Source organism: Belliella aquatica, assembly GCF_014637795.1.
Classification (GTDB): Bacteria; Bacteroidota; Bacteroidia; order Cytophagales; family Cyclobacteriaceae; genus Belliella; species Belliella aquatica.
The window spans coordinates 1-19610 of record NZ_BMFD01000008.1 but is presented as its reverse complement, the minus strand read 5'-3'; the positions used below and the strand labels follow the sequence as shown (position 1 = coordinate 19610).

Annotated in this window: 18 protein-coding genes; 15 read left to right on the top strand and 3 right to left on the bottom strand. The window is 36.2% G+C overall.

Going from position 1 to position 19610, the window contains the following annotated elements; genetic code table 11:
- Nucleotides 1-191 precede the first annotated feature (191 nt).
- Nucleotides 192-770, top strand: a complete 579-nt coding sequence (locus IEV57_RS12040) for an imm11 family protein (protein ID WP_188443144.1) — start codon at nucleotides 192-194, stop codon at nucleotides 768-770.
- 100 nt (nucleotides 771-870) lie between these two features.
- Entirely contained in the window at nucleotides 871-1077 is a 207-nt protein-coding gene (locus IEV57_RS12035; protein ID WP_188443142.1) for a hypothetical protein, read from the top strand.
- Nucleotides 1078-2284: 1207 nt separating this feature from the next.
- Here IEV57_RS12035 and IEV57_RS12030 read toward each other — a convergent pair.
- Nucleotides 2285-3358, bottom strand: a complete 1074-nt coding sequence (locus IEV57_RS12030) for an Ldh family oxidoreductase (RefSeq protein ID WP_188443140.1) — start codon at nucleotides 3356-3358, stop codon at nucleotides 2285-2287.
- Nucleotides 3359-3390: 32 nt separating this feature from the next.
- Nucleotides 3391-4347 (bottom strand): Ppx/GppA phosphatase family protein, encoded by a 957-nt coding sequence (locus IEV57_RS12025; protein ID WP_188443138.1) that lies wholly within the window; start codon nucleotides 4345-4347, stop codon nucleotides 3391-3393.
- A gap of 202 nt (nucleotides 4348-4549) precedes the next feature.
- Between IEV57_RS12025 and IEV57_RS12020 the strand changes: the two genes are divergently transcribed.
- The 8 genes from IEV57_RS12020 to IEV57_RS11985 all read left to right on the top strand — a co-directional run bounded on the left by IEV57_RS12020 (nucleotide 4550) and on the right by IEV57_RS11985 (nucleotide 13903).
- Complete coding sequence (locus tag IEV57_RS12020; RefSeq protein ID WP_188443136.1) at nucleotides 4550-6133, top strand: acyl-CoA carboxylase subunit beta; 1584 nt, start codon at nucleotides 4550-4552, stop codon at nucleotides 6131-6133.
- A gap of 119 nt (nucleotides 6134-6252) precedes the next feature.
- On the top strand, nucleotides 6253-6585 hold the full coding sequence (locus IEV57_RS12015) for a four helix bundle protein (RefSeq protein WP_229744432.1): 333 nt from the start codon (nucleotides 6253-6255) through the stop codon (nucleotides 6583-6585).
- A 249-nt stretch (nucleotides 6586-6834) separates the two neighbouring features.
- Nucleotides 6835-7902 (top strand): M42 family metallopeptidase, encoded by a 1068-nt coding sequence (locus tag IEV57_RS12010; RefSeq protein ID WP_188443132.1) that lies wholly within the window; start codon nucleotides 6835-6837, stop codon nucleotides 7900-7902.
- Nucleotides 7903-8059: 157 nt separating this feature from the next.
- Nucleotides 8060-8851, top strand: coding sequence for an ABC transporter substrate-binding protein (locus tag IEV57_RS12005; protein ID WP_188443130.1), 792 nt, complete (start codon nucleotides 8060-8062; stop codon nucleotides 8849-8851).
- A complete protein-coding gene (locus tag IEV57_RS12000) occupies nucleotides 8838-9488 on the top strand; it encodes a hypothetical protein (RefSeq protein ID WP_188443128.1) in 651 nt (216 codons plus the stop codon). Before IEV57_RS12005 ends, IEV57_RS12000 begins: the two co-directional genes overlap by 14 nt.
- Nucleotides 9489-9708: 220 nt before the next feature.
- Complete coding sequence (locus IEV57_RS11995; RefSeq protein ID WP_188443126.1) at nucleotides 9709-11037, top strand: M16 family metallopeptidase; 1329 nt, start codon at nucleotides 9709-9711, stop codon at nucleotides 11035-11037.
- Nucleotides 11038-11062: 25 nt separating this feature from the next.
- Nucleotides 11063-13105, top strand: a complete 2043-nt coding sequence (locus IEV57_RS11990; protein ID WP_188443124.1) for a M16 family metallopeptidase — start codon at nucleotides 11063-11065, stop codon at nucleotides 13103-13105.
- Between the two features lie 63 nt (nucleotides 13106-13168).
- On the top strand, nucleotides 13169-13903 hold the full coding sequence (locus IEV57_RS11985; protein ID WP_188443122.1) for a LolA-like protein: 735 nt from the start codon (nucleotides 13169-13171) through the stop codon (nucleotides 13901-13903).
- Between the two features lie 61 nt (nucleotides 13904-13964).
- Here IEV57_RS11985 and IEV57_RS11980 read toward each other — a convergent pair whose 3' ends face one another.
- On the bottom strand, nucleotides 13965-15635 hold the full coding sequence (locus IEV57_RS11980) for a M61 family metallopeptidase (protein ID WP_188443120.1): 1671 nt from the start codon (nucleotides 15633-15635) through the stop codon (nucleotides 13965-13967).
- A 140-nt stretch (nucleotides 15636-15775) separates the two neighbouring features.
- Between IEV57_RS11980 and rpmH the strand changes: the two genes are divergently transcribed.
- Genes rpmH through IEV57_RS11955 form a run of 5 tightly spaced genes read left to right on the top strand, consistent with a single transcriptional unit; the run spans nucleotide 15776 to nucleotide 19232 of the window.
- On the top strand, nucleotides 15776-15934 hold the full coding sequence (rpmH, locus tag IEV57_RS11975) for a 50S ribosomal protein L34 (protein WP_014772384.1): 159 nt from the start codon (nucleotides 15776-15778) through the stop codon (nucleotides 15932-15934).
- A gap of 45 nt (nucleotides 15935-15979) precedes the next feature.
- Nucleotides 15980-16363 carry a ribonuclease P protein component gene (gene rnpA, locus IEV57_RS11970; protein WP_188443118.1) on the top strand — a complete coding sequence of 128 codons (384 nt, stop codon included), beginning with the start codon at nucleotides 15980-15982 and terminating at the stop codon, nucleotides 16361-16363.
- Nucleotides 16360-18030 carry a S41 family peptidase gene (locus IEV57_RS11965; protein ID WP_188443116.1) on the top strand — a complete coding sequence of 557 codons (1671 nt, stop codon included), beginning with the start codon at nucleotides 16360-16362 and terminating at the stop codon, nucleotides 18028-18030. The genes rnpA and IEV57_RS11965 overlap by 4 nt, the downstream gene beginning before the upstream one ends.
- A gap of 9 nt (nucleotides 18031-18039) precedes the next feature.
- Entirely contained in the window at nucleotides 18040-18729 is a 690-nt protein-coding gene (tsaB, locus tag IEV57_RS11960) for a tRNA (adenosine(37)-N6)-threonylcarbamoyltransferase complex dimerization subunit type 1 TsaB (RefSeq protein ID WP_188443114.1), read from the top strand.
- Entirely contained in the window at nucleotides 18726-19232 is a 507-nt protein-coding gene (locus tag IEV57_RS11955; RefSeq protein WP_188443112.1) for a DUF2480 family protein, read from the top strand. Before tsaB ends, IEV57_RS11955 begins: the two co-directional genes overlap by 4 nt.
- Nucleotides 19233-19610: the final 378 nt, after the last annotated feature.

The window sequence follows — 19610 nt, the reverse complement described above, 5'->3', positions numbered from 1 at the left end:
TCCAATTATAATTTGGTTGGATTAGGAGGGTGTTTAGGAAACCACACCAAGTCATCGCATAAAACCTAAATTAAAGCCAAAGGTGAAATAACGCTTCATGGCAGCAATTCTTTAAATCAAATCCCAGAACCGAACAAGATGTATTTAATTTTGGGCAGAAAATATTTGAACAATTTAAGATTTATTAAAACATGTTAGATTTAAATAAAGTATTCTTGTTTTCAGATTCAGATAAAAGAAATAGTTTTAGAGCTCAAATACTTAATAAAGATATAGAAGAGGATTATTTGTTTTCATCTGAAAGTAAGGATGATGAGATTATGTTCAATTGGTTGCAAGGGAGTCAATTTTACGATATAGTTCCAACAGGTTATCCGGGTATTTATTTGGTCTCAGAAAAAGTACAAATTATACTAAAAGAAGCAAAATTTAAAGGTTTTAGTTTAAGGCCCATTACTCTTAAAAATAGAAAAAACGAAAATGTTAATGGCTACCAACTCCTGTCAATTGTGTCAAAGGTAGGCTCCATTATTAACGAAAAAAGCATCAAGAAAATAATGCCGCCTATTGTTTCATGGGGAGATCCCTACGAGGCTAATGTAGGTTTATATTTTGATGTATCTACATGGAATGGCAGCCATTTCTTCTATCCAGATGGGACATTTTACATGTTTGTTTTAGAAGAAGTAAAAGATCTGTTTGAAAAACATAAAGTATCCAATTGCCAATTTGACAAAGTTACTGAGGTTGTAAATCATGGTATTAGGTAATTATTTGCAAATGAATACGATAGGTCAAGTTTTTTTAAAACTTGTTTTGACACATCAGTAAATATCGTAGATGTATTCCGACCAAAAAAAATAATTACAAATGAAAGTAATATTAGGCTTGGTAATGTTTATTTTAGGAATGTATTTGTATAACAAAGAAATCCGAAAAGTTAAGGTAGCTATTAATAAATTTAATGCAATTTGGAAATATAGAAATAGATGGTTTGTGTATGCTTTATTGATTGGAGGGGTTTTATTTCATGTTTTATTAAATTTAAATAGTCAAGTTTTAGTATATTCATTTTAAATGTTCCGATTGGTGTTTTGAGGATTGGCTTAATTCGTAGAGTTAAAATATGATGATGATTTTTATAGGTTTATTAATTTTCATATTGGGTGTATATCTCTACTTTCGGATCATCCGGAGAGATAAAGTAGGTATTCATAAGTTTAATTCTGAATATAAGATTAAAAGAAATGTGACTATCTATTCATTAATGACAGTAGGATTTATAATGTTCATAAGGGAGCTGATTATATGGTTGACATCCTAAAAGTTAGAGCTATTTATTAAAAAAAAACCGATAAGTCCGGATTTTTGCTTAGCGCAGCGACATTTTTCTGGAAGTTTTTTTTGTAGGTGAGCATCTTGTCAATCAGCTTGAAGGTGGTCTGTCTGTCCTCGTCCTCCAGCTGCTGGATAATCCTGAGCTGTTCGATTGCTGTCTAGTCCTCGATGACGACTTCGGAAGGGGAATTGGTTTACATAAAGGTAAAACCTCAAATACTTTTAGCAGTACCTTTTTTCTTCCGCCTTTTCATAACTCCTGGTATCTTTAAGGACGGCCCTTGGTAGTTTTAAGATAATTGATTAAACCGTTAAAAAAATGAGTTAGCTCGCGGCTTGCAGCGAGATCCACTCATTTTTAGGTTGAAGCAAGTGGCTTAAAATTAAATTGGGTCAAGAAATGTAATATTCAAAACATCCGCAATCCCAATTTAAAAGCATCAACACAGGCCTAGATTTTTTGTTACTTTTTTATCAATGAAAAAAGTAAGGCAAAGAATTCAAATGTCCTTCATTATTTGCTCTCACAACTCAAGGTCATCGTCCTTAAAGTTGGACCGAAATGTAGTTTGAAATAATTAAAAGATAATTATTACTCAATACGACTTTGTAACTTTAAATCCATTCAGCGAGGAAAGAAATTATCTTTAATCAACCGAGTTCATTTGAGTTCATCTGAGGTAATAATCCCGAGAATTTACATCAATTTCCGTGAGATTCCCTCAATTTATCCATATTAAAATAATACAATTTATTATAAAATAATCATATTAATTTCTAAAAATATCTTATTTTCCCCCGTCTTCCTCCCGTCCGTGTCCCGTGCCGACCATTCGTCGACTTTTGGCGAAAAACCAAGAAAACATATAATTATTCCAATATTGTACTTTTTCAAGACGAAAAAATTTGAATCAGTGCAATTTGTGTTGGGGAATAGAAATTTTAATTACAATTCTACCCCAAACTTAATCCCCAAAGCTCTCAAATCATCTTCAACAGGTTTGATCAAAGGAATCCCGTTTGACATTCTTTCTGTTTCCAGTTCCCGTTCTGGGTCTCCAGGGATCAAGACTTTATCATGTCCCTCAATCGGCTTTGCTGCTCTGAATCTGGAGATCCAATTGTCCATATGAGTTTTGAATTCATCGGCAGGTCTAAATGCATTCACGCGCATCGCTCCGAAAAAATGCCCTAACCCTTTTCCAACTGGATTGGGATCAGGTTCTAAAAAAGCCACGAATGGAGGTGCCCAAGGGCCATAATTTGCTCCTGAAAGAACAGCTGAAAAGATATCCACGATCGATCCCAAAATATATCCTTTGTGCGAACCATGTTCCCTGTCACCACCAAGTGGCAAGAGTGCACCGCCTTTTTTCACACCATTGGCATCTGTGGTTTGTATGCCATCAGCATCCTGAACCCAGCCTAAGGGAGCATCCATTTCTTTGCGTTGCAAAATCTCCAATTTACCATTGGCGGCAGTGGTGGTGGCCATATCTGCTACAAATGGAGGTTGGTTTTTCGCCGGGATGGCAACAGAAATCGGATTGGTACCAAGCATTCTTTCTTTGGAAAATGTCGGACTTACGAGTGGGCTGGCATTCGTCAGTGAAATTCCAATCATATCATGTTCTAAGGCCATCATAGCATGATATCCTGCGATTCCATAATGGTTGGAATTTTTGACAGATACCCAGCCCGTACCGACAGTTTTTGCTTTTTCAATCGCTACCTGCATCGCAAAAGGCGCAACTACAAGACCAAGTCCTCCATCTCCATCTACTACAGCGGTACTGGGAGTTTCATAACTGACGTGAACATTCGGTTTAGCATTGATCCTTCCTTTTTCCCAAAGTCTCACATAGCCCGAAAGTCTAGCAACTCCATGCGAATCTACCCCTCTCAAATCAGCAGAAAGCAAAACCTTGGCTCCTAATTCCGCATCTCGATCTGGACATCCGATCTTGAGAAGCATATTTTTGGTGAATGAAAAAAGTTCTTTGTAACTGAATGTTTTCATAGTAAATGATTACTAACTGATAGTAATTTGATCTAATTTATTGATGCATCTGCTAAGGAATTATTTCCAATCAATTGGGAAATAACGCCTTCTTTCAAAGCAAAGCTGGAGCAGATAAGCATATCTGTGTTGATATATTTGAGAATGTAAGAAATCAAACAAGAAGCCACGACAATCATGTCTACACGCATGGGAATCATTCCTGGTATTTTGAGTCTTTCGGCTTTGTTCAAGGTGAGCAATTGCTCAGCAATCACTTCGAATCCAGCTCTAGGAAGTAGGAAAGTTTGTTCGGATTTTCCTTTTTTCAAATCATGGGAAGCATAATACATGTCACTCAGCGTGTCAAATGTACCAGAAGCACCCACAAGTTTGCTTGGGGAGTAAATGTTCAGTGCAGCGATTAGGTCAGGGAGTTTCTCTTCTAAAAATTGCGTGAGATTATCTTTTTCCTCTTCAAGAATCGGGTCATGGTAATGAAAAAGATCCAACAAGCGCTGACCGCCGATCTCAAAACTTTGTTTCCAAAGTGCTTCGTGGTTATTTCCAATTATAAATTCAACCGATCCACCTCCAATGTCCATCATCAAATGATTTTCATCGTTCAACGAGCCACTGAACCTTATTCCTTCATAAATCAGCTGCGCTTCTTGAGATCCATTGATCACATTTACACTGATGTTGAATTTCTCTTTAATTTCTTGGACAAAATCACTCCCATTATCCGCATTTCTAACTGCACTCGTAGCAAAAGCAAAGACTTCTACAATTCCCTCTCCATCGATATAATTTCTAAAATGCTGCAGTGTATGAAAAGCCCTTTTCTTTGCATCCTCAGTGATGGTGTTTTTACTAATTCCGCCTTGTCCTACTTTGACAGCAACTTTTTCCTTGTAGATCGTGGTAAAATTTCCTGCGTTCAATTCCACCAATAACAAATGAAATGTATTGGTGCCCATGTCAATAATCGCTGCTTTCCTTGGGATCATACCAGTCAAAATTAATTTGTGCGAATATAGAAGTTTTATTTAAAAGCGAAGGAATTCAGCGCTTTTATAAAGACATTATTCAAGGAAACACAAAAAATAACAGGATGTTAACTTTGATTTTATTTAACCTAATTTCAGAAATGTTTTTGCACTAATGTTGTGCTCCGTATATTTGAAACAACCAAATTAACTTTAAACTCACATGGATAGCGAAACTAAAGGTGTTTACACACAACCTACCAATAAGGATAAAATAGATTTACTCAAGAAGAAAAACGAAGAAGCACTTTTAGGTGGAGGAGAAGCTAGGATTGCTGCACAACATAAAAAAGGTAAACTCACCGCACGAGAAAGAATTCATTTATTGATGGATGAAGGCTCTTTTCAAGAGATTGATAAGTTCGTCATGCATAGAGCCAAGGATTTTGGTTTGGACAAAGAGCATTATTTAGGAGATGGCGTGGTCACAGGTTATGGTGAAATCAATGGCCGCTTGACTTATGTATATTCTCAGGATTTCACTGTTTTTGGAGGATCACTTTCTGAAACCCATGCGGAGAAAATTTGTAAAGTGATGGATATGGCCATGAAAAATGGCGCTCCTATCATCGGATTGAATGATTCTGGTGGTGCGAGAATTCAAGAGGGTGTTGTATCACTTGGTGGATACGCAGATATTTTTTACAGAAATACTTTAGCTTCAGGCGTAGTTCCTCAATTGTCAGCAATTATGGGTCCATCTGCCGGAGGAGCAGTGTATTCACCGGCCATCACAGACTTTATTTTGATGGTTGAGAACACTTCATACATGTTTGTCACAGGACCAAATGTGGTCAAAACAGTGACTCAAGAAACCGTTACCGCCGAAGAGCTAGGCGGTGCAAGTACGCACAGTGCAAAAAGTGGTGTTACCCATTTCTCTTGTGCCAACGAACTGGAATGTATCAATCACCTCAAACAACTCCTGAGTTACATTCCTCAAAACTGTGAAGATGAAGCGCCTGTCTATGCGTATGAATTGAAAGAAGACGAATCAAGACCAGTCTTGGATGAGATTATTCCTGATAATGCCAATCATCCTTATGATATCAGGGAAGTCGTTGATGGAATAGTGGATGAAAATTCATTTTTAGAGGTTCATAAAAATTTCGCTGATAATATCGTGGTCGGTTTCGCAAGATTAGCTGGGCGAAGTATCGGAATAGTGGGCAATCAGCCTCAGTCTATGGCGGGTGTTTTGGATAATGATGCCTCAATCAAAGCTGCGAGATTTGTTAGATTTTGTGACTCATTCAATGTTCCTTTATTGGTGTTAGTGGACGTACCAGGGTTTTTGCCCGGAACAGATCAGGAGTGGAATGGAATTATTACCAACGGAGCGAAGTTACTCTATGCATTCTCTGAAGCGACAGTTCCGAGAATTACAGTGATTACACGTAAAGCCTATGGTGGCGCTTATGATGTGATGAACTCCAAGCATATCGGTGCAGATTTGAATTTTGCTTGGCCAACAGCTGAGATTGCGGTGATGGGAGCAAAAGGAGCAGCGGAAATTATTTTCAAAAGAGAAATTGCAGATGCAGAAAATCCTGAAGAAAAGCTTCAAGAGAAAATAGACGATTACACAGCCAAATTCGCAAATCCATACAGAGCAGCTCACAGAGGATTTATAGATGAAGTCATCATCCCATCAGAAACCAGAGACAAACTCATCCGCGGATTCAAAATGCTAGAAAACAAGGTGGATAAGCTCCCAAGGAAAAAGCATGGGAATATCCCTTTATAGTCAACAGTCAACTGTCGGCAGACAACAGTTTCGGTACCGCTTCGTGATATACGTTGTAATTGTTTTTGAAAGTAATACTTGTTTAAAATAGTTGTTTCATGGGGTTCAAGTTTGAAAAGTTGACAGTATGGCAAATTGCAATAGAGCTTTCCTATCAGGTGAGTTTGTTAATTGATGATTTTCCAAATCATGAAAAATTTATCCTTGCATCACAGATTCAAAGAGCTGCTGATTCAGTTGCATTGAATATAGCAGAAGGATCAACAGGACAAACAAATCCAGATTTTAAACGGTTTTTAAATTACGGGATTCGGTCGGCTATAGAAGTTGTTTCGTGTTTGCATTTAGGAAGAAAAAGAAAAATAATTTCAGAAAGTAATTTTGAAAGCCTTTACAATCAATATGAAGAGTTGATTAAAAAAATACAAGCATTGAAGAACTCGTTAAAATAAAATTATCCGCATGGCACAAATCCGTGAAATTAATAATTTAATCATACGGATAATTGCCAACTGTCGACAGTCCTCAGTACCTGCAAATAAAATGATTAATCACTTTAAGTGGCTACTTGTATTAAAACACGTAATCTTTAATGAAATTTATTTATCCAAATGGGCCATTAAATAGAACAATTTAAATAGTGAAATTGGTCTTCAGTTGACAGTCGACCGTCGACTGTTGACATTTTAAAAATTAAAATCATGTCAAAATCAGAAATATTCATTTACAAATACCTCAATACAGCGAGTCCAACAGGTTTTGAAGCGTCGGGTCAGCAAGTTTGGCTAGATTATATCAAGCCTTTTGTGGATACGCATTTTACAGACAATTACGGAACGGCAGTAGGGGTGATTAATCCTGATGCTGAATTCAAAGTAGTAATTGAAGCCCATGCAGATGAAATCAGCTGGTTTGTCAATTTCATTACTCCAGAAGGCTACATTTATGTCAGAAGAAATGGTGGTTCTGATCACATGATCGCCCCATCTATGCGTGTCAACATTCACACAGATGAAAAAGTCATTCCAGGAGTATTTGGTTGGCCTGCGATCCATGTGAGAAAAGATGGGAAAGAAGATGCACCAACATTGGACAATATCTTTATCGATGTCGGAGCGAGGACCAAAGAGGAAGTTGAAAAAATGGGGATTCATGTGGGCTGTGTGATCACATTTCAGGATGAATTGACAGAATTGAATGATAAATTCTACAGCGGAAGAGCTTTGGATAATAGAGTAGGAGGGTTTATGATTGCTGAAGTAGCAAGGTTACTTCATGAATCAAAAGTCAAATTACCTTTCGGATTATATATTGTAAATGCTGTACAGGAAGAGATAGGTCTTCGAGGTGCATCTATGATTGCTGCGAGGATCAAACCTCAAGTAGCGATCATCACTGATGTGTGTCATGATACTACGGCGCCTATGTACAACAAAATCACTTCAGGAGATTTGGTTGCAGGAAAGGGTCCTGTTTTAACTTATGGAGCATCTGTTCACAAAAAATTATTGGATCTGATCATTGATTCAGCAAGGAAAAGAGAAATCAATTTCCAACGTTCCGCAGCTTCAAGAGCTACCGGGACAGACACCGATGCATTTGCTTATTCTAACGAGGGAGTACCATCAGCATTGATTTCACTGCCATTGAAATATATGCACACAACGGTGGAAACTGCCAGCAAAGAAGATATTCAACAAGTCATTCAATTGATCAAAGGATTCCTAGAAGACTTCGATCCAAAGTTTGATTTTAGATATGTCGTATAGTTTATTTGGGGATTAGTTAATTGAGTTATTAAGTTATCAGTTGAATAGTGATTAGGTTATCTGTTAAACGAGTTGACTAGTCACTCAATCAACTAATGCCTAGTCGCTCAATCAACTAATCCCCAATTTTCCAATCTTTCAATCTTCCAATTTCAAGATGCCAACCCACACCGACCAACTCAACAGAAAAGTGACTGTCACCGAGTATCCGAAGAGGATTATTTCTTTGGTGCCTTCGCAGACTGAGTTATTGGTGGATCTAGGCTTACGGGATGAACTTGTGGGGATTACCAAATTTTGCATTCATCCCAAAGGGCTTAAAAAGGAAAAGCAAATTATAGGGGGAACCAAAAACTTTCATTTTGACAAAATCGATGCATTACAGCCTGATTTGATTATTGGTAATAAGGAAGAAAATTATCAGGAGGGAATAGAAAAGTTGGCAGAAAAGTATCCAGTGTGGATGAGCGATATTTTTACAATTGAAGATGCTGTAGAGATGATTGAGAATATTGGTGAGTTGACAAATAAAGTCGCTGAGTCAAAAAATATTTCCAATCAGATCAAAATTGATTTTAAAAATCCTTTTTCTAAAAAAGGAACTGCCATCTACCTCATTTGGAATGATCCAATCATGACGGTAGGATCGAATACATTTATCAATGAAATGCTGGCATTTGCGGGTTTTGAGAACCTCGTTCAAGAAAAAAGATATCCAAAAATAGATTTAGAAGTTCTCAAAAACTTGAACCCAGAATTTTTATTACTCAGTTCAGAGCCTTTTCCTTATAAAGAAAAACATGTGGCTTTTTATCAAAAAGAGCTTCCTAATACACAAGTTAAAATAGTAGACGGAGAACTATTTTCATGGTATGGGAGTACACTATTAAAGTCAAAGGATTACTTCCTAAGTTTGAATCAAAAGTTCTTGAAAAATGAAGCGTCTTGATTTTAAATCTGTTCTGCTAGTCCTAATGCTGATTATCGGATTGCAAAGTTGCGGTAGACCCGTTCGACAAATGGTGGAAGGAGTCCAAATCAATTCAGAATTACCACCGCTGGATAGGAGTGAAATTATTTTGGTGAATTTGCCAGCAGGATTTTCCCAAAGAGATTATCGGATTTTTTTAGAAACACTCCCGCAGGAATTGAAAAGCTATGGATTTAGGGAAGTTTGGGACACAGATTATCATGAAATCGAATTGAAATCAGTGGGGATTAGCGATTTTACTACTGAAAGAAATCGGGAGAAGCTTTTTACCGAATTGGGAGTGAGGTATTTGCTTGATTTGGAAATTGTGAGAAGGAAATATTCTCGATTAAGTAATTTGGGGGCTACTATGCTCTACCATGAATACAACATGAATGGTGAACCCCCTCTTTGGAATTATCCTGATTATTGGATCTATACAAAATATAAACTTTATGATTTAAATGAAAAAGAAGTTTTGATTGATCTAGATTTAAAAACCACACATTTTGACAACAATACTGTCAATCCTAGGTCTATCAAGAAAGATGTTCAAACGCTGTTTATGTATATCTATTCAGAAAATGGAAGCGTGAGGCCAACTGTACGATTTTGAACGTTTAATTATTTTAATTTGTCCGATTATGATCACTGTGTTTAAAAATAGTATTTATTTGAGTTAATGTTTTGATTTTTCGCATCGTTGGAATTAACTTTCACGTCCGTTTAAACTAGTTTTTGATCACATTTGAAAATTGTTATCACCATTCAAACAATTTATCGAGTATGGTTATTGTATTTAGAGAATTTATCAATTAATTATTAACTATATATTTATGAGAAAATCCGCTTTGTTATCACTTTTCGGTGTATTCTTCGTTCTATCGGTTTTTGGTCAAAACAAAATCGAGTTCAAGGAATTCACACTGGATAATGGGCTTCATGTCATCCTACATCAGGATAACACAACACCCATAGTAGCAACTTCTGTACTCTATCATGTAGGGTCAAAAAATGAAAACCCTGAAAGAACTGGCTTTGCTCATTTCTTTGAACATTTGATGTTTGAAGGTTCAGAAAATATCCCCAGAGGTAAATTTTTCGAAATTGTAGAATCAGCTGGTGGAACACTAAATGCTGGAACGAGTCAAGATTATACAGTCTATTACGAGATTCTTCCATCTAATCAATTAGAGCTTTCGCTTTACCTGGAATCAGAAAGAATGCTTCAAGCTAAAGTTGATCAAGTTGGCGTGGATACGCAAAGAGAGGTAATCAAACAAGAAATGAAGGAAGTAATGGAAGAAAGACCTTATGGCTCTTTCCAAAAGGAAATCCCAATTAGATTGTATCCAAATCATCCATACAAATCTCCAATTATCGGTTCTGCAGAACATCTGGAAGCTTCTCAATTGGAAGAGTTTATGGAGTTTTATGCTACCTATTACAAGCCGAACAATGCAACACTTTCTATAGCAGGTGATATAGATTATGCAGAGACTGAGAGATTGGTAAGAGCGTATTTTGGTGAAATTCCAAAAGGAACCATTGAGCCTTACAGACCTAACATACAAATTCAGAAATTGACTGAAAGTATCGAGGATGTAGTTTATGACAACATTCAGTTGCCAGCAATTTTTCAAGGCTACTTGATGCCTGAAAAAGACCATCCTGATACTTATGCCTTGAATTTGTTGAGTACATATTTGTTGTCTGGAAAAAGCTCTTTAATGTATAAAGAACTTGTTGATAAAAGTCAGAAGGCTGTTCAAGCGATTGCACTACCAAATGACTTGGAAGATGGAGGAATGTTCCTTGTTCTTGCGATTGCAAATATGGGAGTTGATGTGGATGATTTGAACGTTGCTATTGATGAAGTATTGAATCAAGTCAAAACTGAAGGAATCGATGCAAATGACCTACAGAAATTGATCAACATCAAAGAAAATCAAATCATCAACAGTTTTGGTTCTGTAGCAAATATTTCTCAATCACTCGCTCAAGGCCATGTGTTTTATGGAAGTGCTGATTATGTCAATACCCAACTAGATTTATTCAGAAAAGTGACTGCTGAAGATGTCAAAAGAGTTGCTCAAAAGTATCTTGACAAAGACAGTAGAGTAGTATTAAAATACCTTCCAAAGCCAACAGATGCAACTGAATAAGTTCAAAAACTCAAATGTGATCAACATGAAAAAATTATTTATATACTTTATTCTTTCTGTTTTTTCTACCGCTGCAATAGCACAGATAGATAGATCGAAAATGCCTGAGCCTGGACCTGCACCTGAGATTAGATTTGGTGATGCTGAGTCTTTTACCTTAAAAAATGGATTGAAAGTTTTTGTAATCGAAAACAACAAGCTTCCAAGGGTGACTTATTCTTTGATCTTGGACAGAGACCCTATCCTTGAAGGAGATAAGGCTGGCATGTTAGGATTTGTCGGTGAGATGATGACCGCCGGAACGAAAAATAGATCCAAAGATAAGTTCAACGAAGAAATAGACTTCCTAGGAGCAGGGATCTCTGCTACCGCTACTTCTCTTTCTGCTTCTACATTGACCAAGCACCAAGAAAAGGTTTTGGAATTGATGGCGGATGTATTATACAATCCTCTGTTTCCAGAAGATGAACTTGCAAAGTTGAAAACACAGTCAAAATCTGCTTTGGCATTGGCGAAGAATGATCCAAGTACCATTTCAAGTATTTTATCAGGTAAATTAATCTATGGATCTGACCATCCTTATGGAGAAGTTGAGACAGAGGCTACCATTGAAAACATCACAGTAGAGGATATCAAGCAGTATTATAGCACTTATTTCAAGCCAAATATTGCTTACTTAGCAATTGTCGGTGATGTGAGTTTAGCGGAAGCAAAAAAGTTGGTTGAAAAACATTTTTTTACCTGGAAAAAAGGAGATGTACCAAGTTTTACGTATGCTTTACCTACTACACCATCTGAAAATGTAGTTGCTTTAGTAGATAGATCATCTTCACAGCAATCAGTAATCAACATCACTTATCCTATACAAAATCATTTGCCTAGTGAAGATTACTTGGCGAGTAGAATTGTGGGTCAAGTACTCGGAGGTGGAGGTTCTGGTAGACTTTTCATGAACTTGAGAGAAGACAAAGGGTACACATATGGTGCTTATGCAAGTGTAGGATCTGATAGATTGATAGCAAGCTTTTCTGCGGGTGCGAGTGTCAGAGGTTCAGCTACAGATTCAGCTGTTTATGAGATTATTTATGAAATCAAAAACATGCGTGAAAATGGGATTACTCAGGAAGAATTGGCAGCTGCTAAATCTAATTTAAGTGGATCTTTTGGTCGTTCATTAGAAAATCCAGGTACTGTAGCCAATTTCGCTATTAATACAGAGCGCTACGGCTTGCCAAAGGATTTCTATAACACCTATCTAAAGAGACTAAATGCACTTACAGTTGAAGATGTCAACGCCGCGGCAAAGAAATTCTTAAAACCAGAAAACATGTACATTACTGTTGTCGGAAACGGTGCGCAGGTCAAAGAAAGTTTGCTCGCATTTGGTGAGGTCAAATCATTCACCAACATGGGTGAACCTGAGCGATTGGTTGCAATGGATGCTGACGTTACGCCTAGTGTTGTACTTGATAAGTATATCAGCGCTATAGGTGGTAAGGATAAATTGAAAGCGATCAAAACGGCTACTGTAGAGTCATCTGCAGAGATTCAAGGCATGAAATTAGGTTTAGATTTCTATTATGATGAAGGAAATCAAGCATTTTCAAATAAAGTAAGTATGGGTGGCAATGTCATGTCAAATACTACTTTAAAAGATGGAAAGGGTCTAGTTCAAGCAAATGGTGCTTCAATGCCGCTTACTGATGAGCAATTTGAAGCTTTAAAAATGACCATGTTCATTTTCCCTGAAATACATTTCGAAAGCATGGGATATACTCTTGAAGTAGATGGGATAAAAGATGTAGATGGTGAAGACGCTTACAAATTGATCGTGTCTAACCCAATGGGAGCAGCAACTGTTAACTATTATAGTGTAGCAACAGGTCTTAAAATCAAATCTGAAAGCGAAGGATCAGGAGAAGTAACGTATGAAGATTATAAGGAAATAGATGGAGTTCTATATCCAATGAAAATGATTACAAAATCTCCAATGATTCCAGTTCCTTTAGAAGCTATTGTAAACAATATTGTTTTCAATTCAAGTATCGAAGAGACTATCTTTAATTAATAATACAGAGCTAGACTGAATTTCAGTCTAGCTATTTTAATTTTTAACTAACCTAAAAATAATATGAAAATCAAATCACTTTTAATCCCTGTTCTAGCTTTTGGAATCGCTCAAGGAGCAGTTTCAAACACGCTGACGATTTCAAACCAATCTAATACTGAAATTTCAGAATTAGTAAATGATCCTAAAACAATACTAGCGAATTACATTCAGGCTATTGGAGGTCAAGCTAATGTGGACAAAATCCGAAATGCCTACCTTTTGGCAGAAGCGGAATTTCAAGGAACAAAAATTGAAATGCTTTCAATTTCAGATGCTGAAAATGTAAGGATGAAGCAGCAAACTTCTGTAATGGGAAACGTTCAACAAAAAACCATTTTGCTTGATGGTAAATGTACCATGACTGTAATGGGACAAGTTCAGCCTATACCTGAAGAAATGTTAAGCACGATTTCTCTTCAAGCATATATGTTTCCAGAAACTAAGTATGAAGAATTGGGGATAGAGTTAGAGCTTAGAGGGACAGAAGATGTTGATGGTGAAGAAGCTTATGCAATTGTTTTGAACTTACCGAATGGTATGAAAACAATGGAATATTACAGTGTAAGTTCAAGTTTGAAAATCAAAACGAGCTCAGATGCAGCTGGCGATATCACTTATTCTGACTATCAAGAAACTGATGGCGTATTGGTGCCAAGAACTATGATTATCCAAAGCCCAATGATTCCATTTCCACTTGAAACCAAGTTTGTGTCTGTTGAGTTTAACAAAGACTTGACAGAGGAAGATTTTAAATAAAATCAATAGTTTTTCAAATTGAAAGAGGAGGTTTTTATCAAAAACCTCCTCTTTTTTTATGCTACCCAATCCACAATTCAGTGTATTTATTTACTTCAATGACAGAAGTCTTAAATCTAGGGAAAACATTTAGATTTTGTTTTTTAATTTCTACCTCTAGTATTCTTCCATACCTTTCTATGTTGATTGATAAGCTTTCATCTGTGTTTGAAAAGGACTCTATAGAATCAGTTTTTCTAATATTCAGAATTTTGTCATCAATCATCAATTTAAAATAAGCATCACTTTCTGGGTGAATTTGTTTGATGTTTCCTTCTAGAATTCGGACACCACATTGATGTAAAAGTGGATTGTTCTCGTCAAATTCTTCATCGACCTGTATTCCAAATTCTGCTAAAAGAGTTATCAAGATGGGTTTCAAGTCATCTTTACCGAAGATGTATTTATCAAAAAACCCCTCAATCAAACTTTTGTCTTGGATGTAAGAAGAAATAATATTTTTATAATCAGCCAATTCGTAGCCAATTTCTTTCTCGCCGAATTGAAGCCACATTACTTTCATCATTTGAGATAAAGAAGCTCCTGATTTGATCAAAAGCAAATCAAGACAAAGCGAAATCAATGCGCCACGATTGTAAATACTTACTTTTTTGTCTGGAATCCCAGCCTTGTATCCGTCAAGCCAAAGGTCAAAACTGGACGCTGTTATGCTCTGGTTTTGCCACCCAAAGCTATCAAATTCTTTTTGAAGTAGCTTGTTAAGGATTTCTGTACAATATTCTTGTAAATTGAAAAAACCTGATTTTAAAAGGAATAAATCACCCATGTACGTTGTGACTCCTTCTAAAACTACGCCTGTGTTGAGATAGACTTCTTTTGATAGGTCGTAAGGCAAAATACCCTTTGGACGGATTCGACAAACATTCCAAAAGTGATACAATTCATGTGAACTGACTCCGATCAATTCTTTCATTTGGCTTGGGTCTGCTAAGGATTTTGCTGGCCCAAATGTGATCACAGTAGAAAATTGATGTTCAACTCCATGATAATGTTTGTATGGGAGCAACTGAAAAATGAAATGATAATCCTGCGCTGGAAATGCTCCAAAAGCTTCAATTTGACATTGGGAAAATGAAGTGAAAATCTTGATTAATTTCTCAACATCAAAATGAATCTCGCCATTGAACCAAAGATGAAATGTAGAATCATAGACCTGATAATCATAATGTTGAAGATTATTACTCGCTAAAAATGGACTGTCTATCAAATGCTGATAAGATGTTGCTGACCATCGGTTTTTACCGCAATAGGGTAGGGCTGTCGCGCTCAGATAATCTTTAGGAAAATCGATAGTGACTTCAATAGGATCGTTTTTTCGGTCTAGAATTTCTAAGATAAAATTGCCAAAATTAAGATACAGCTGACTTTCATCCGACCAAGTTCCACCTGCGTCCATCTGATTGGCATAAAACTCATAGTGAATTTCATAAACCCCCTCTTCTATAGATTCAAATTGCCATAAGTCTTTAGTCTTTTTCTCCCATGAAACCTTATTTTCTTTAAAGAATACTTCAAAACCACGAATTTTTTGAGCATAATTCGCCAATTCATATCTTCCTGGTCTCCATGCAGCAAGTTGTAAATTTATTTTTTCTTTTGCACTGCAAGGCAGATTCAGGGTGATTTGGATGAATTGAGAAGTACTTGAGTTTCGAGAAATAGAATATTGCATGTATCTTTGTATTCAGTATTCAAACAAAAGTAATCTACTGATTTGTAAATAAAAAAAACCTATCTATCTTTGCAGTCCTTTTTAGGGTGAAGCTAGAAAGGATTCACAGGAAAGCACAAAAAATATTAAATCATAGCGTCATGAAAAGAACATTTCAGCCTTCTCGTAGAAAAAGAAGAAATAAACACGGTTTCAGAGAAAGAATGTCTACCGCAAACGGTAGAAGAGTGATAAGATCAAGAAGAGCAAAAGGTAGACATAAGCTTACTGTTTCTTCAGAAAAAACACTTAAGAAATAATTCTCAGCATTAATTTCGTATGTTGAGTACGTAAATAAAAATGCGATGAATCACACACTTTCTAAGAATGAACGATTACATTCTAAAAAGTCAATAAAGGAACTTTTTGATAAAGGTTCCTCTTTTTTTTTATATCCTTTTAAGGTTCTTTACTTGGATCTTCCTCTAGAACTAATTGAAACTAATCAAGTACTTTTTTCTGTTTCCAAAAAGAAGATCAAGAAAGCAGTTGATAGGAACCAAGTCAAAAGAAGAATCAAAGAAGCTTACAGACTAAATAAACATTTGTTAGCAAATGCTGAAGTCAAAAAAAAAATTGCTTTAATTTACGTCTCTTCTGACATTCCTTCGTTCAAGAAGATTGAACCTGTCATTCAAAAAATACTTATTAAATTGGATCACCTGTCCAATGAAATCCAAAAAATATGATCAATAAATTCAAAAATAAAACATTAATTGGTTTAGTAGCTTTTGTCCTGGTATCGGGCTTGATGTTGTCTTTCACCTTAAAGAATGACAAGCTTTTTACAATCGCCAAAAACCTTGATATTTTTGCCTCCCTAGTACGCGAATTAGACTCTTATTATGTAGATGAAATTGACGCGGAGGAATTGGTGACAGTTGGTATCAATGCCATGCTAGAGGAGCTTGATCCATACACAGAGTATATTCCTGAAGAAAATGCAGATGATTTTAGATTGCTGACCACCGGAGAGTATGCCGGGGTAGGTGCATTAATTGGTAATCGTACTGGCAAGAACATGGTTTTGATGCCTTATAAAGGGTTTCCTGCTCAAGCAGCTGGTTTGAGGATTGGTGATGAATTTTTGAAGGTAGATAGTGTCAACGTTCAGGAAAAAGAAACAGCAGATATATCAGCTTTGCTCAAAGGACCTGCAAACACATCAGTTACAGTTCAATTCAAAAGGGGGGATGATACCTTGTCTGTTGATTTAATCAGGAAAAAAATAGTAATCAGTAATGTCCCTTATTATGGGAAGGTAGATAATCAGACTGGTTACATTAAATTAACAGATTTCACAACAAATGCAGCTGCTGATGTGAGAAAGGCTCTGTTAGATCTAAAATCTCAGGGAATTACAAGGTTGATCCTCGATGTTCGTGATAATCCAGGAGGGATTCTGAAAGAGGCAGTGGAAATCGTAAATTTATTTATTCCAAAAGGAAAGGAAGTAGTAAGAACGATAGGAAAGCTAGAAAGTGTAAATTCAGTTTACAAAACAACGAAATCTCCTGTTGACAAAGATATTCCATTGGTGGTTCTAATTAATGAAAGAAGTGCTTCTGCCTCCGAGATTGTTGCAGGTGCACTACAGGATTATGATAGAGCGATTTTGATTGGTAAGAAAACATTTGGAAAAGGCCTTGTACAGACATCCATTCCTTTATCTTATAATTCTCAGGTTAAAGTAACCACAGCGAAATATTACATTCCGAGTGGAAGATGTATACAAGCAATTGATTACAGTAAAAAAGATATTGCAGGTAATGGAAGTTCTATTCCCGATTCTTTGAGAAATGAATTCAAAACAAAAAACGGTAGAATTGTACTGGATGGCGCTGGGATTGAGCCAGACACTAAAACAGAAAATAAAACTTATGCTCCAATTACGTATAGTTTGGTGGCAAGGAATCATATTTTTGATTTTGGGAATAAATTTTTTATTGAAAACAAAGAAATTGCTAGCCCAAGAGAATTTGAAGTCTCAGATGAAATTTATGAGGATTTTGTTGCGTGGTTAGAAGGCAAGGAGTACGACTACACCACATTTGTGGAAAAATCAATAGAGGATTTGGAGAAGTATGCCGAAAAAGAGAAATACTACGAGGATATCAAAAACCAAATAGAAGATCTAAAGAAGAAAGTCACTCACAGCAAAGAGCAGGACTTAATCACTTTTAAAGATGAAGTTAAAGAGGCGTTGGAAGATGAATTGATCTCTAGATATTATTATCAAGAAGGTGTGATAGAAGCATCCTTGAAAAATGATCCCGATATCGAGCAATCATTAAAGGTACTGGCTAGCCCATTAGAAATAAAAAATATACTAACGGCATCTACAAAGAAAAAGTAGACTGAATATATGGCATTGATCTTATCTATTGAAACAGCTACCAAAGTCTGTTCTGTTGCAGTTCATCAGAAGGGGATACTTTTAGGAATGAATGAAATACACTTAGATAATGTCCACTCCCAAAAGATCATGGGATTGATTTCGTCTTTGTTGGGTCAATTGAATATTGAAGTTGAAAAATTAGATGCCGTGGCTGTTTCTTCGGGCCCTGGGTCTTACACAGGCCTTAGGATTGGTGTATCAGTTGCCAAAGGCTTAGCTTATGCACTAAATATTCCTTTAATAGACATTCCATCGTTAGATGCATTAGCAAGCCAAGTGATTCCTTTTTGTGAGAAAAATGAGCATGTTATCCCAATGATTGACGCTCGGAGGATGGAGGTTTATGCTATTGTTGCAAACTCTGATGGTGTGATTGTGGAAAAAGCTTCCCCGGTCATTTTAGAAGGAAATTCTTTTATAAGTTATTTGGAGAATGGTTTAGTGTATTTCCTTGGAGATGGTGCGGAAAAAGCTAAAGAAGTTTTGAAACATCAAAACGCACGTTTTTTATCCAAATTCAATTCTAGTAATGCACTTGGGGGATTAGCGTACCAGAAATTTGTAGATTCTGATTTTGAAGACCTGGCGTACTTTGAACCGAACTACTTGAAAGAGTTTAGAGTTCTAAGTTCAAAGAAAAATCCATTTTTGTCATGAGTGAAATAATTAACAGAGTAGCAAACAGCCCCATTGTCACAATTGACCTTGAGACTTATTATAGAAATGAGGAAAGGGTGATTTTTGATCTAAAGGAGTACTTGTTTCAAGGATTAGTGCTGAGAGAGAAAGATTTCAGAGCAGCGCTCAAAGAGTTGAACTGGGAAAATTATAAAGGTAAGCTCGTAGCTATTCAATGTACTGAAGATGCTATTGTGCCTGTTTGGGCTTTTATTTTAGTAAGCACTTACTTGACGAAGCATCAGATCGAGCATGTCATAGGTGATTTACAATCATTAGAGCAACATCTTTTTGAAAAAGCTATTTCTCAGATTGATCTTGATGATTATAAAAATAGACCAGTTGTAATAAAGGGTTGTAGCAAATATCCGATCCCAATGTTTGCTTATAGTAGAGTTGTCAGCTTAATTCAAGCGCAGGCCAAATCAATCATGTATGGAGAACCATGTAGTACAGTGCTACTTTTTAAAGCAGCAAAATAAATTATTTTGCTTGATAACAGCAGGTTACTAAAGTTTCCAAATTATTTTAAACTCTGGGTTTGGTAAATTTACAAAAGTGCTCTATGTTTGCATTCCCAATCGAGGGAAGCGCATCAAAAAGTTGATGTTCTAAGATCTAAAAAAGATTAAAAATTAGAGCGAAAAAAAATATTTAAAATATTTTGTGTTTCAATTTTGGAACTTAAAAATATCTCCCGATATTTGCACTCGCTTTCAGGGAAAGTATCCTGAAACATGTCTCTAATAGCAGAGAACAAGTTCATTGAAGTATTGTAAGACGAAACGACAATTGGATACATTTAGGTGTATTGAAATAGATTAAGAATAAAGATATCCAAGACGTCAGGAACAAAGAGA

Coding starts and splice junctions, on each gene's coding strand:
- IEV57_RS12040 (WP_188443144.1), top strand. CDS start 192: ATGTTAGATTTAAATAAAGTATTCTTGTTTTCAGATTCAGATAAAAGA.
- IEV57_RS12035 (WP_188443142.1), top strand. CDS start 871: ATGAAAGTAATATTAGGCTTGGTAATGTTTATTTTAGGAATGTATTTG.
- IEV57_RS12030 (WP_188443140.1), bottom strand. CDS start 3,358: ATGAAAACATTCAGTTACAAAGAACTTTTTTCATTCACCAAAAATATG.
- IEV57_RS12025 (WP_188443138.1), bottom strand. CDS start 4,347: ATGATCCCAAGGAAAGCAGCGATTATTGACATGGGCACCAATACATTT.
- IEV57_RS12020 (WP_188443136.1), top strand. CDS start 4,550: ATGGATAGCGAAACTAAAGGTGTTTACACACAACCTACCAATAAGGAT.
- IEV57_RS12010 (WP_188443132.1), top strand. CDS start 6,835: ATGTCAAAATCAGAAATATTCATTTACAAATACCTCAATACAGCGAGT.
- IEV57_RS12005 (WP_188443130.1), top strand. CDS start 8,060: ATGCCAACCCACACCGACCAACTCAACAGAAAAGTGACTGTCACCGAG.
- IEV57_RS12000 (WP_188443128.1), top strand. CDS start 8,838: ATGAAGCGTCTTGATTTTAAATCTGTTCTGCTAGTCCTAATGCTGATT.
- IEV57_RS11995 (WP_188443126.1), top strand. CDS start 9,709: ATGAGAAAATCCGCTTTGTTATCACTTTTCGGTGTATTCTTCGTTCTA.
- IEV57_RS11990 (WP_188443124.1), top strand. CDS start 11,063: ATGAAAAAATTATTTATATACTTTATTCTTTCTGTTTTTTCTACCGCT.
- IEV57_RS11985 (WP_188443122.1), top strand. CDS start 13,169: ATGAAAATCAAATCACTTTTAATCCCTGTTCTAGCTTTTGGAATCGCT.
- IEV57_RS11980 (WP_188443120.1), bottom strand. CDS start 15,635: ATGCAATATTCTATTTCTCGAAACTCAAGTACTTCTCAATTCATCCAA.
- rpmH (WP_014772384.1), top strand. CDS start 15,776: ATGAAAAGAACATTTCAGCCTTCTCGTAGAAAAAGAAGAAATAAACAC.
- rnpA (WP_188443118.1), top strand. CDS start 15,980: ATGAATCACACACTTTCTAAGAATGAACGATTACATTCTAAAAAGTCA.
- IEV57_RS11965 (WP_188443116.1), top strand. CDS start 16,360: ATGATCAATAAATTCAAAAATAAAACATTAATTGGTTTAGTAGCTTTT.
- tsaB (WP_188443114.1), top strand. CDS start 18,040: ATGGCATTGATCTTATCTATTGAAACAGCTACCAAAGTCTGTTCTGTT.
- IEV57_RS11955 (WP_188443112.1), top strand. CDS start 18,726: ATGAGTGAAATAATTAACAGAGTAGCAAACAGCCCCATTGTCACAATT.